The organism is Enemella evansiae (assembly GCF_004362375.1).
GTDB classification, from domain to species: Bacteria; Actinomycetota; Actinomycetes; order Propionibacteriales; family Propionibacteriaceae; genus Enemella; species Enemella evansiae.
Window position 1 is genome coordinate 44825 of record NZ_SNXA01000013.1, and the last position, 12076, is coordinate 56900.

The 12076-nt window shown below is 68.6% G+C and carries 13 protein-coding genes; 6 read left to right on the forward strand and 7 right to left on the reverse strand.

The annotated features are described in order from the left end of the window. Positions 1-11: 11 nt before the first annotated feature. Positions 12-791: a FadR/GntR family transcriptional regulator gene (locus C8D81_RS17790; RefSeq protein WP_094428205.1), complete on the forward strand. Its 780-nt coding sequence runs from the start codon at positions 12-14 to the stop codon at positions 789-791. A 9-nt stretch (positions 792-800) separates the two neighbouring features. Here the strand turns inward: C8D81_RS17790 and C8D81_RS17795 are convergent, their stop codons facing one another. From C8D81_RS17795 to C8D81_RS17805, 3 genes are all read right to left on the reverse strand, one after another. Continuing rightward, positions 801-1331, reverse strand: coding sequence for a hypothetical protein (locus C8D81_RS17795; protein WP_094403380.1), 531 nt, complete (start codon positions 1329-1331; stop codon positions 801-803). Between the two features lie 76 nt (positions 1332-1407). Next, positions 1408-1839, reverse strand: coding sequence for an RDD family protein (locus C8D81_RS17800; protein WP_229117924.1), 432 nt, complete (start codon positions 1837-1839; stop codon positions 1408-1410). A gap of 45 nt (positions 1840-1884) precedes the next feature. After that, positions 1885-2568 carry a TetR/AcrR family transcriptional regulator gene (locus C8D81_RS17805; protein ID WP_094356440.1) on the reverse strand — a complete coding sequence of 228 codons (684 nt, stop codon included), beginning with the start codon at positions 2566-2568 and terminating at the stop codon, positions 1885-1887. A gap of 67 nt (positions 2569-2635) precedes the next feature. Between C8D81_RS17805 and C8D81_RS17810 the strand changes: the two genes are divergently transcribed. The 3 genes from C8D81_RS17810 (at position 2636) to glnA (ending at position 5425) form a co-directional block, all read left to right on the forward strand. Further along, positions 2636-3391, forward strand: coding sequence for an SDR family oxidoreductase (locus tag C8D81_RS17810; RefSeq protein ID WP_094459437.1), 756 nt, complete (start codon positions 2636-2638; stop codon positions 3389-3391). A 29-nt stretch (positions 3392-3420) separates the two neighbouring features. Next, on the forward strand, positions 3421-3750 hold the full coding sequence (locus tag C8D81_RS17815) for a nuclear transport factor 2 family protein (protein ID WP_094356438.1): 330 nt from the start codon (positions 3421-3423) through the stop codon (positions 3748-3750). A gap of 253 nt (positions 3751-4003) precedes the next feature. Further along, complete coding sequence (glnA, locus tag C8D81_RS17820; protein ID WP_094356437.1) at positions 4004-5425, forward strand: type I glutamate--ammonia ligase; 1422 nt, start codon at positions 4004-4006, stop codon at positions 5423-5425. Positions 5426-5727: 302 nt separating this feature from the next. On the opposite strand, the gene C8D81_RS17825 is transcribed toward glnA, so the two are convergent. Both C8D81_RS17825 and C8D81_RS17830 read right to left on the reverse strand, forming a co-directional pair. After that, on the reverse strand, positions 5728-7107 hold the full coding sequence (locus C8D81_RS17825) for an MFS transporter (protein WP_094403378.1): 1380 nt from the start codon (positions 7105-7107) through the stop codon (positions 5728-5730). Then, positions 7104-8189 (reverse strand): MBL fold metallo-hydrolase, encoded by a 1086-nt coding sequence (locus C8D81_RS17830; RefSeq protein ID WP_133626513.1) that lies wholly within the window; start codon positions 8187-8189, stop codon positions 7104-7106. The genes C8D81_RS17825 and C8D81_RS17830 overlap by 4 nt, the downstream gene beginning before the upstream one ends. A gap of 103 nt (positions 8190-8292) precedes the next feature. On the opposite strand from C8D81_RS17830, the gene C8D81_RS17835 reads away from it, so the two are divergent. After that, entirely contained in the window at positions 8293-9195 is a 903-nt protein-coding gene (locus tag C8D81_RS17835) for a LysR family transcriptional regulator (RefSeq protein WP_094403376.1), read from the forward strand. A gap of 3 nt (positions 9196-9198) precedes the next feature. Here the strand turns inward: C8D81_RS17835 and C8D81_RS17840 are convergent, their stop codons facing one another. Then, the gene (locus C8D81_RS17840; RefSeq protein ID WP_133626514.1) at positions 9199-10017 is read right to left on the reverse strand and encodes a hypothetical protein; all 819 of its coding nucleotides are present in this window, start codon (positions 10015-10017) and stop codon (positions 9199-9201) included. Between the two features lie 149 nt (positions 10018-10166). On the opposite strand from C8D81_RS17840, the gene C8D81_RS17845 reads away from it, so the two are divergent. Then, the gene (locus C8D81_RS17845; protein WP_133626515.1) at positions 10167-10814 is read left to right on the forward strand and encodes a biliverdin-producing heme oxygenase; all 648 of its coding nucleotides are present in this window, start codon (positions 10167-10169) and stop codon (positions 10812-10814) included. An 85-nt stretch (positions 10815-10899) separates the two neighbouring features. Here C8D81_RS17845 and C8D81_RS17850 read toward each other — a convergent pair whose 3' ends face one another. Continuing rightward, the gene (locus C8D81_RS17850; protein WP_133626516.1) at positions 10900-11991 is read right to left on the reverse strand and encodes a glucosaminidase domain-containing protein; all 1092 of its coding nucleotides are present in this window, start codon (positions 11989-11991) and stop codon (positions 10900-10902) included. Positions 11992-12076: the final 85 nt, after the last annotated feature.

Here is a 12076-nt window from a genome sequence, read left to right on the forward strand (position 1 = left end):
AGGCTGAGCCGATGGTCCGGGTGAAGAACGTCGACGGGGCGGAGATCTGGGAGCCGTTGCGTCGCCTCACCGAGCGACCCGAGGGCGAACCGGTCTCCGCCGACGAGATCGCCGGTCACATCGAGCAGTTGATCGTCACCGCCTGCCTGACCGAGGGCACCAGGCTCCCCTCGGAGCGGGACCTGGTGCAGTTGACCGGGACCAGCCGACCCACGGTGAGCCAGGCGATCCGGATCCTGGTGGTCAAGGGGCTGGTGGAGTCCCGCCGCGGCTCCGGGGCGTACGTGCGCCGCAAGCCCGAGTTCAGTCTGGCCGCCTCGGTGGACCTGATGCTCAATCTCAACCAGCAGTCGGTCGGGCAGCTGGCCGATCTGCGGCTCTGGCTGGAGACGGTCGGCATCACCCGGGCCATCGAGGTCGGCAGCGAGGACGAGGTGGCGGCCGGTGAGCGCGCGCTGGAGGAGATGATCGCGAATGCCGGGGACACCGCCGCCTGGATGAGCGCGGACACCCATTTCCACGCCACCCTGGTGCGAGCCGGGCACAATCCCTATCTGTCCTCGATCTACGAGAGCATCCACGAGACGCTGATCAACTATGAATACCGGTCCTGGATCAGCGACGGGACCGTGCCGAAGTGGCTGCAACCCGCCGCGATCAACGGCATCGTGGCGCTGCACACCCCGATCCTGGACGCGGTCCGCAATCGCGACGAGGAGGCCGGCCGGATCGCGGTGCTGCACCACCACTATGTGATGGCCCAGCACCTCCAGCTGGCCAGCCGGGACTGACCGGGACGCTCAGCCGTTCGCGCACTTGCCGGCGATCAGCAACTCCGCGGTGGTCCGCTGCCGCTCCCCGGTGATCAGCTGTTCGGGTACCGGGTCGTCGCTGGTGGGCAGGTCACCGAGATTGAACACCGCCACCGTCGAGGGATAGGCGCGTTGCCGGAACAGCTCCTGCCGCTCCCCCGCGTTGTGCGCGACCAGGGTCCGCCCGGTCGGCAGCGGCCGGTTGCTGCGCAGCGTGAAACCCGGCGCCGGCCGCCCCACCTCGTGCACGGTCACCGGGTCGCTGCTGGGTCCACTGGCGGCGTACAACTCCTCGCCGACGCGCCCGTCCCAGGTGGCGATCCGCGGTTCCTCGGTGCGCTCCCCCAGACACCAGGCGGTGACCATCACCAGCGAACCGTCGCTGCGCCGGGCCATCCCGACGACGCTGCGACCGCCGGCATCGGAGGCCGAGCGGGAGACCTGACCGGGTTGACCGGCGCAGCCGGTGAGCAGCAACGCCACCCCAGCCAGGGCCAGCGGCAGTCGGAGTCCGGTCACCTGACCAGTCTGTCAAAGGAGGGGTCGGTACGCCCGGTGTGGCGCGGTTCCAGCGGATCGGTGGGTGAGAGTTCGCTCAGCGGCGGTTGACCACGACGGTGCCGACGGCGAGATCGTGCAACCCCCGGCGGTGCGCACCGATCACCATCGCCGGCAGCGCCAGGCAGACCAGCACCGCCCGCGCGAGGGCACGCAGGAAGCCCAGCGGCTGGTGGTCCAGCCGGACGACCGCGATCCGGGTGATCAGCTGGCCGACGGTGCCGCCGATGAAGGTGGTGAGCAGGGTCGACATCACGAAGAACAGGCCGAGAGTGGTGAAGGAGCGCCAGCTGCCGCCACGCATCGCCAGCGGCCCGAATATCGCCCAGGCGGCCACCGAGCAGATCGCCCAGTCGAGGACGATCGCGGTGATCCGGGCGCGCCAGCTGGCCAACGAGCCGCGGCCGGCCTCGGGCAGCCCGAGTTCTTCTCCGGGCCAGGCTTCCACGGATTCGGTCGGCGCGCTCACGGGGCGAGTCTACCGGGGCGCCCGCACCCGCCCCCGGTGCGCGGATCAGGCGCGGTCCAGGCGCTGCGCCCATTCGATGAACAGGCGGGTCTCCGCCGGGCCCAGCACCTCGGGGTTCGCGGCCGCCCGTTCGATCAGCGAGCGGGTGGCGACCTGCGGATCCTCGGACCGGGCACTGCCGGTGATGGCGGCGATCGCTCCCTCGCGTACGCCGACCGACAGCTTCCGATCGGCGCGGGCCAGCACGATCTGGCGCAGCGTCACCCCGATGTTGGTGACCAGCACGTGGGCGGCCGCCTGCTCGGCGGAGACCACCAGCCGGCCCTGGTCCGCCGCCTGCCGGGTGATCGCCCGCAGCATGTCGCTGGCCCGGGCCTGGGCCGCGGGAGAGTATCCGGGCCGCACCTTGCCGTACATCAGGGTGTAGAAGCCGGGGTTCGCGAGCCCGAAGGCGACATGGGAGTCCCAGCCGGCGCGGAGGTCCTGGATCGGGTCACCGGAGGATTCGGCGGCGGCCTTGGCCCCCAGATACATGTCGAAACCGCGCTCGATGACGGCGTCGATCAGGCCCTGTTTGCTGCCGAAGAAGTGGTAGAGCGTGGGCATCTTGACCCCGGCCGCGTCGCAGACCGCCCGCAGCGACACCTCTTCACCGGGGGACGCGGCGATCAGGTCGGCCGCGGCATTCAACAACCGGCTTCGTGTATCGCTTCGGACATCCTCTGTCATGGTGCTACATTAGCGTCTGTAGCGCTGATACAGCGTTGCATCACACAGCTATACGAGGGAGACCAAGATGGCCGAACACACTCTCAAGGGCAAGAACGTGCTGATCGCCGGTGGCGCGAAGAACCTCGGCGGACTGATCGCCCGGGAGGCCGCCCGGGCCGGTGCGAACGTCGCGATCCACTACAACTCCGAATCCAGCAGGCCGGAGGCCGAGAAGACCCTGACCGAGATCGAGCAGGCCGGCGTCCGCGGCGTGGTGCTCTCCGGTGATCTGACCAGGCCTGCGAACGTCGAGAAGCTGTTCACCGATGCGACCGAGGCACTGGGGCAGATCGATGTCGCGGTGAACACCGTCGGCAAGGTGCTGCGCAAGCCGATCGTCGAGACCACCGAGGAGGAATACGACTCGATGTTCGACATCAACTCCAAGGCGGCGTACTTCTTCATCAAGGAGGCCGGCAAGCAGCTGGCCGACAACGGCAAGGTCATCACGATCGTCACCGCCCTGCTGGCCGCCTTCACCGACGGCTACTCCACCTATGCCGGCGGGAAGAGCCCGGTCGAGCACTTCACCCGGGCCGCCTCCAAGGAATTCGCCGAGCGCGGCATCTCGGTGAACTCGGTCGCCCCGGGCCCGATGGACACCCCGTTCTTCTACGGCCAGGAGACCCCGGAGCGGGTCGAGTTCCACAAGTCGCAGGCGCTCGGCGGCCAGCTCACCAAGATCGAGGACATCGCCCCGCTGGTGCTCTTCCTGGCCGGTCCGGGCTGGTGGATCACCGGCCAGACGGTCTTCGCCAACGGCGGCTACACCACCCGCTGATCACCAGATCCGAACCACAGGAGACTGACATGACCGAACCCACCATTCCCGAGCCCGTGGCCTCGTTCATCGAGGCGGTGAACCGGCACGACGAGAGCGCGTTCCTGGACGCCTTCACCGACGACGGCGCCGTCGACGACTGGGGCCGGACCTTCACCGGCCGCCAGCAGATCAAGGGCTGGAGCGACAAGGAGTTCATCGGCTCCGAGGGCACCCTCTCCCCCGAGGAGGTCTCCACCGACGGCGAGGACCTCGTGGTGATCGGCGACTGGCGCAGCAACTACGCCAACGGCCGCAGCCGGTTCACCTTCCAGGTCGCCGGCGACAAGCTGAAGAAGATGACGATCCGCGAGGGCTGACCGCAACCGCGAACGCTGGGACATGCAGTAGTCGATCTCGAGGCCCCGACAAACCCAGTCCCACTGGGTTTGATCATGGAAACCTGCGACTACTGCATGTCCTGGCGCACGCCCCCGGCGGCGCAGCCCCCAGCTGCAGCGCGCGGGCGGAGCCCCCGTTGGTTGTTACACGGCTGAAACATTTGCGCAAAGCACCGGAAACGCCACCGCCCTAGGTTGAGGGCAGTCAGCAATCGTTCCGATGGAGGAAACCATGTTCCAAGGTGCCGAAGACCTTCAGAAGTATCTGAAGGACGAAGATGTCGAGATGGTCGACATCCGCTTCTGCGACCTGCCCGGCGTCATGCAGCACTTCACTGTCCCAGCCAAGGCCTTCGACGACTCCGTGTTCTCCGAGGGGCTGAACTTCGACGGTTCCTCGGTGCGTGGTTTCCAGAAGATCCACGAGTCGGACATGTCGCTGCTCCCCGACCCCACGACGGCGTACGTCGATCCGTTCCGGCAGGCGAAGACGTTGTGCGTGAACTTCTTCGTGCACGATCCGCTGACCAAGGAGCCCTACAGCCGCGACCCGCGCAACATCGCGCGCAAGGCGCAGGCGTACCTGCAGTCCACCGGCATCGGTGACACCGCCTACTTCGCCCCGGAGGCCGAGTTCTACGTCTTCGACGACGTGCGCTTCGAGACCAAGCAGAACGCCGGTTTCTACTACATCGACTCCGAGGCGGGTGCCTGGAACACCGGCCGCGAGGAGGACGGCGGCAACCGCGGTTACAAGGTCAAGTACAAGGGCGGCTACTTCCCCGTCGCGCCGACCGACCACTTCGGTGACCTGCGCGACGAAATCGTTCTGCACATGGAAAACCTGGGTCTCGAGGTGGAGCGGGCGCACCACGAGGTGGGTACCGCCGGCCAGGCCGAGATCAACTGGCGCTTCGACACCCTGCTCAAGGCCGCCGACGATGTGATGAAGTTCAAGTACATCGTCAAGAACACCGCCTGGGCCAACGGCAAGACCGCCACCTTCATGCCGAAGCCGATCTTCGGCGACAACGGCTCCGGCATGCACGTGCACTCCTCGATCTGGAACGGTGGCGAACCGCTGTTCTATGACGAGGGCGGGTACGCCGGTCTGTCCGATCTAGCGCGCTGGTACATCGGCGGCCTGCTCAAGCACGCCCCGAGCCTGCTGGCGTTCACCAACCCGACGGTGAACTCCTACCACCGCCTGGTGCCGGGCTTCGAGGCGCCGGTCAACCTGGTCTACAGCCAGCGCAACCGCTCGGCCTGCATCCGGATCCCGATCACCGGCTCCAACCCGAAGGCCAAGCGCGTCGAGTTCCGCTGCCCGGACCCGTCGTCCAACCCCTACCTGGCGTTCTCGGCGATGCTGCTCGCCGGCCTGGACGGCATCGAGAACCGGATCGAGCCGGCCGAGCCGGTCGACAAGGACCTCTACGAGCTGCCCCCGGACGAGCACGCCGACATCAACACCGTGCCCGCCTCGCTCGACGCCGTCCTCGACAAGCTGGAGACCGACCACGAGTTCCTGCTCGCCGGCGACGTCTTCACCAGCGACCTGATCGAGAGCTGGATCGACCTGAAGCGCGCCGACATCGACGCCATCCGGCTGCGTCCGCACCCGCACGAGTTCGAGATGTACTACGACATGTGAGTGACCTGGCTGGTCGGAGTCATCTGCACTTCGCCTGGTCCGCAGACAGGTCCGCAAGAACCTGAAGCATGGAGCCGGCTCCCACCATCTGGTGGGAGCCGGTTCGTTCGTTCAGCACGCTGGAGCGATGACGTGTTGCCCTTGAGGTTGCAGGAGCAGTCAGCCTCGACGCCCGGCTCGCTCCGCGAAGACGTCCAGGGCGTCGATGACCTCACCGGCCAACCAGACGCATGGTGCATGAACGAACCTTGCACCACTTTGTTGACCAAAGTGGTGCAAGGCGGCAGACGACGATCGCCGGCTCAGGCCCGTTGCGTATCCGGACGTGAATCCGCCGCGGCCACCGCCGCCGACCCCGTACCGTCCACCCGCGCGTCCAACTCGGTCAGCTCGATCCGGGAGCGATCCGGCGCGAGCACCAGCGCGATCAGGCTGATCAGGATCACCCCACCCCAGACGACACCGAGGGACCACAGCGACCCGCCCGCACCGGCGACCAGTGCGGTCGCGATCAGCGGTGCGAAGCCGGCCAGCGTGGAGGCGGTCTGATAGCTGATCGAGGCGCCGGTGTAGCGGACCCGGGTCGGGAAAAGCTCGCTCGCGTACGCCCCGTAGGGCCCGGAGACGAATCCCTGGATGGTGCTCAGGCCGAGCAGGATCGCGGCCATGAACGCGAGCATCGTGCCCGCCTGGAGCAGCAGCAGGACCGGGACGACCAGCGCGATCGCGAGCAGGTTGCCCAGGATCAGCACCCGGCGCCGGCCGAACCGGTCCGAGAGGCGCGCGCCGATCAGCACCATCGTCAGCGTGCCGATCGTCCCCAGCGCCTTGGCGTTCAGCACCCCGCTCTGCGAGATCGCGGCCTGCTGGATCGCGTAGGTGAGCGCCCAGATCCCCATGATCCCCTGGGTCATCTGGCCCGACAGCGCGGCAGCGATGCCGGTGAGCAGGGCCCGCGGGTGCCGGGTGAACAGTTCGGCAACCGGAACGCGTGGCTGCTCCTCCGCCTTTTCCAACAGGGCTTGGAAAACTGGCGCATCGCTGACCTTGGCGCGGATGAACAGGCCGATCCCCATCAGCACCAGCGAGAACACGAACGGCACCCGCCAGCCCCAGGCCAGGAAGTCCTGGCGCGGCATCATCGACATCCAGCTGAGGATCAACGTGCCGGCCAGGGTGCCGGCCGGTGCCCCGATGTAGGCGAACGCGGCCGCGAAACCGCGGCTCTGCTTCTTCGCGCTCTCGAAGGCCAGCAGGGTCGCACCACCCCACTCACCACCGACCGCGATCCCCTGCAGTATCCGCAGGGTGACCAGCAGCAGCGGTGCCGCCACTCCGATCATCGCCGTCGTCGGCAGCAGTCCGATCAGGGTGGAGGAGATGCCCATCATCAACACGGTGATGATGAGCACCTTCTTGCGCCCGACCCGGTCCCCGATGTGGCCGAAGATCACCCCGCCCAGGGGCCGGGCGAGATAGCCGACCGCCAGGGTGCCGAAGGAGACCAGCAGGGCGACCGTCGGCCCGAGCCCGGCGAAGAAGACGTGGTTGAAGACCAGGCCCGCCGCGGTGGCGTACAGGATGAAGTCGTAGTACTCGATCGTGGTGCCCATGAAGCTGGAGAACAGGATCCGGCGCATCTGCCGATCCGAGGTGGGCGTGGTCGCAGCGCTCTGAGTCATCGCCGGACCTCCCCGGCGCCACGGACGGCGAGCTCAACGGTCTCGCCGTCGTCGGGAACCAGCAGCTCCCCGGAGTAGGTCGACCGGGCCTGCTGCCAGGCCTCCTCGGGTGCCCAGGCGGGTACCAGGTGGTGCAGCGCGAGCCGACGGGCGCCGGCCCGCTCGGCGATCTCGCCCGCTTCGGCCGGGGTGGTGTGCGCCCGCCGGTGGTGCGCCATCGCGGCCCGCTGCGCCGGTGAGGAGTCGTGGGTCCGCTCCATCTGCTCGATCGCGATCGCCTCGTGCAGCAGCAGATCGGTGCCCCGGGCGAGCCGGACGAGGTTGTCACACGGCGCGGTGTCACCGGAGATCGTCACCGACACCCCGGCGAGATCGAAGCGGAAGGCGTACGCCGGGGCGGTCGGGTGGTGCGAGACCAGGGTCGCGCTGACCACGACCTGCTCATCGGAGAAGACCACCAACGGCTCCATCGGCGGTGCGACGGCATCGTTGGGGTCGAAGCCCACCTCGGCGGGGATGGCGATCTCCACCACCTGGAGCAGCGCATCGGGGGTCGGCACCAGGGAGTCGAAGATCCGGTCGTTCAGGTCGGTCGCGTACGCCCGCACCAGACCGTCGACCAGGCCCCGGGTGCCCGGTGTCGGATTGTCCGGAGCGACCGGCTGGGGCGTGCTGGCGGCGCTGCTCGCGACCGGCGGCAGCTTGCCCCGGTCCCCCGGTCCGATGATCGGCACCGGTGGCACCTCCCGGCCGCGGAAATGAATCGGCGCGAAGAGCAGCAGCGATGCCAGGTCGACCACATGATCGGAGTGCAGGTGGGTGAGGAACACCCCTCGCAGCCGCGCCAGATCGAGCCCGGCGGCGGCCGCCTGGAAGAAGGCTCCGGTACCGCAGTCGACCAGGTACCAGTCCTCACCGAGCACGATCGCGGTGGCGATACCGAACCGCGGCCGGCCGATCTGATCCCGCCACCAGCGGGGGCCGCCGGCGGTCCCGAGGGTGATCACCCGGGGCACCGCGACGGTTTCGTCCGCACCCGAGGAGGCCGAGTCGGACAGGACAGACGATTGCTGGGACGTCATGGTTGGCTCCTTTGCCAGCCGGGAAAGTCGTGTCCCAACAGGTTGTGGCCCACCCACTCATTTGACAAACTAAATCCTCTGAGGCTGCACTTAGGAGAAACTTATGGGTGAGCCCACGCTGCGCCAACTGGAGTACTTCGCGGCGGTCGCCGCCAGCGAGTCGGTGAGCGCGGCGGCCCGGGAGTGCGGGGTCAGCCAGGCCGCGGTCAGCCTGGCCGTCGCGCAGTTGGAGCGCGCCCTCGACACCGCCCTGGTGGTCCGCCGCCCCGGCCACGGCATCGCGCTCACCGAGGAGGGGCGGGCGATCGGGCAGCAGGCCCGCCGGATCTGCGACGACGTGGCCGAGCTGCCGACGCTGGGCCGGACCAGCGAGGAGCTCACCGGGCGCCTGGTGGTGGGCATCTTCCGGGCCAACATCACCTACATCGCACCGGACCTGATCGAGTGGTTCCATCGCCGGCATCCCCAAGTGCGGTTGGAAATCGTCGAAGGAACCGCCACCCAGCTCCAGCAGTCGGCACTGGCCGGACACGTGCACGTCTGCCTGGTCTCCCATGTGCAGCGGATGCCCGGACTGGACTTCGAGCCACTGGTCGATCGCTACCGCCGGGTGGTGGTCAGCACCGAGCATCCGCTGGCCGCGCTGCCCCGGGTCAGCTATCGCGATCTCGCCCAGCATGCCGGCGCGCTGCTCGATCTGGAACCCGCCCTGGAACGGGCCCTGGCCGAGTTCGCCCGCAACGGCGAGGTCCCCGATGTGCGCTGGAAGCTGACCGATGTGGCGAGCATCTATGAGCTGGTCGAGCGCGGCATCGCCTATTCCCTGCTGCTCGAACCGGGTCTGCCGCGGCCCGCGGACGCGCCGTTGCTGTGGCTGCCCCTCGCCCACGAGGAGCCGAGCAATCCGCTGGTCGCCGTCTGGCCGGCCGGACGGCCACCCAGTCGGCTGGTCGAGGAACTGCTCACCTGCCTGCGGACGAAATGGGCGCCGTCCCCGGCGGGCTGAGACTCAGGACCTGGTGTACGCGGTGATCTCCAGCCACCACGCGCCCGGTGCCTCGACCAGCGGCTCGACCCCGATCGAGCGATAGGGGTGCCCCGCCGGCCAGCCGCCGAGGTTGCGCCACAGCATCAGCCCCACCGCGGCCGGATCCTCGGCCTGCCAGCGCAGGTGCAGCAACGCCTCCCCGTCGAGGACGTACGCCTCGGCCGGCGTACCCGGTCCGGCCAGACCGCGCAGGATGGCACAGCGCGCGGTGCCGTCGTCGGGGCCGAACTGGGACAGATCGGTCTCGCCGAACATCGGCCAGGCCGCTTCGGTCGCCTGGCCCGGGCGGGGCTGATCGAGCACCAGCATCGACCCGGCACCGGGCAGCACCAACTCGGCGGCCTCGGACAACTGCAGCAACAGGTGCACCGCCCCGGTCACCGGCGCCGTCGGGCTGCCGTCGTCGCGGGTCCAGGCGGCCTCGTTCGGCTCGATCAGGTAGTCCAGTCGCACGGTACCGTCGCGGTCGGAGATGGTCCGGCTGAGCACCCCGAAATCGGTCTCGGCACGGGCCGTCACCCGGGCACCGTCCCAGACCCGGGTCCAGGCGTCGCCATGGTCGGGATTGCCACGGATACAGGGAAAACACTCCTCCGCACCACCCGCGTCGACGAATGCGTCACCGGGCCGCACCTCGAGTCGTTCCGCCGCGATCGCCCCATCCGGATTGGTCCACAGCCACTCGCGCTGACCGGCGGTGAGCGCCCACCAGCGGCCGCCGTGATCCAGGTCGGTCGCCAGCGCCAGCGGGACCGACGCCCAGCCTTCCTCCTCGATCATCCTCGCTCCTTAGCGATCGCTCAGAACTGACGGGACCACCCGCATCCCAGATGCACGCTACCGCTCCGGCGGCACAGATCAATCAGAAGGTTGATCCGCGCGCACCCCGGTCGGCATAGCCTCGAAGACAGTAAGCCCGAAGGAGCCCGATGTCCCAGTCCCCGACCGATCTCGAGACCGTGCCACTGTCCACCGCCCTGCGCGAGCACACCGCGGACGCCCATGCCCGCGCCGAGGAGTCGCCGTTCATGGCCGACCTGCTCGCGGGCCGGCTCGGCACCGAGGCGCTGGTCGCCCTGCTCGCCCAGTCACTGCCGATCTATGCCGCACTGGAGGATGCCTGTCGCGTCCACGCCGACGATCCGGTGCTGGCCCCGCTGCTCGATCCGCGACTGGAGCGTACGCCGGCCCTGCGCGCCGATCTGGCCGCCCAGGCGGCCGCCGGGTGCCGCTTCGACACGGTGCTGCCGGCGGCCGAGGCGTACGCCGCAGAGCTCGCGACGCTCGGACCGGCCGGCCTGCTCGCTCATCACTACGTGCGCTATCTCGGTGACCTGTCCGGTGGCCAGATCATCGCGCGGTTGACCCAGCGGCACTACGGCACCGACCCGGCCGTCCTCACCTTCTATGCCTTCGACATCGAGAAGCCGAAGACCTACAAGGACCGCTATCGCACCACCCTGGACACCCTGCCGCTGACCGCCGCACAGCGCGCCGAAACGCTGGCCGCCGCGGCGCGCGGCTTCGAACTGAACCGGTGGTTGTTCGACGAACTGCACCAGGAATTCCCTGCCTGAGCAAGGATTCCCGCCCAACCGGAGACAGCGCGATGCCGGCCCGGTGATCCGGGCCGGCATCGGCATCAGGGGTTGACTCGCGGACTCAGACGCCCGTGCTGGCGAGACCGCCGACGCTCGCCTTCGACGGCTGGGCGGCCGGCGTGGTCGGTGAGACCTTGGCGGCAACCACCGCGGCCGGCTTCACCTTCGGCATCTGGGACAGCGCACCGGCCTTGGCCGGATCCTGCGGCTCCTGGGCCCGGACCTTGGCCGGGTCGAGGGACGGCGACGGGGTCGCGGTCGCGGTCTTCGACGGAGTGGCCGTCACCCGCGGCGAGGCGGACTTCACCGGGGTCGCGGTCGCCGACGGGGTCGGGGTCGCCGTCCGGCTCGGGGTCGCGGTCGGCGTGGCCGTCTTCGTCGGCGTCGCGGTCCGGGTCGGGGTGGCCGTCCGGGTCGGGGTCGCCGACTTGGTCGGGGTCGCCGTCTTCGTCGGGGTCGCGGACCGGGTCGGTGTCGCCGACCGGGTCGTCGCCGGCTTCGTGGTGGTCGGCTTCGCCGTGGTCGGCGCCGGCTTCGTGGTGGTCGGCTTCGTCGTCGGGTTCGAACCCTTGTTGTCGTACTGGTAGAGGTTGTAGTCGTCCATCAGTCCGACGACCAGCGAGGTGTACTTCGGGTCGGTCGCGTACCCGGCCCTGGCCACCTCGGCGATGAACCGCTTCGCATCGGTCGGATAGCGGAACGCGTTGCCGTAACGGCTGTTGTTGCTCAGGAACCAGCCGTGGTCGTAGAACGAGTCCTGCGCGTTCTTGTAGGTGCGGAAGCCCGAGGTGGTCGTGTACTTGCCGTTGTCGTACTCGGTGGTCTTCATGTAGAGGCACCCGGTGGCATACGGCCCCATGTTGGAGGAGCACTTGATGCCGAAGTAGGCATTGCCCTTGGTGGTCAGACCGGACTTGCCCCAGTCACTCTCCATGATCGACTGGGCGATCGCCACCGAGGCGGGTACGCGGTACTTGCTCTGGTTCGCCTGGGCCAGGGGGGCGACGGATTTGATGTAGGCGGATCGGCTGGAGTTGTCCACGGCCCCGGCGGGCCCGGACAGCACCGCTCCGGTGACGGCAGCGGTCGAACCGATCACAACGGCGCTCATCGTGACGACGGCGCTCTTGCTCAGGCCGGCTAGAAACTTCATCTCGAACTCTCTGCTGGGGGAAGCGGACGCTGCGAGGCTAGGCGCGCGGCGAGCCCTGATGCACCTGAAAGAAATCCAAGAAATC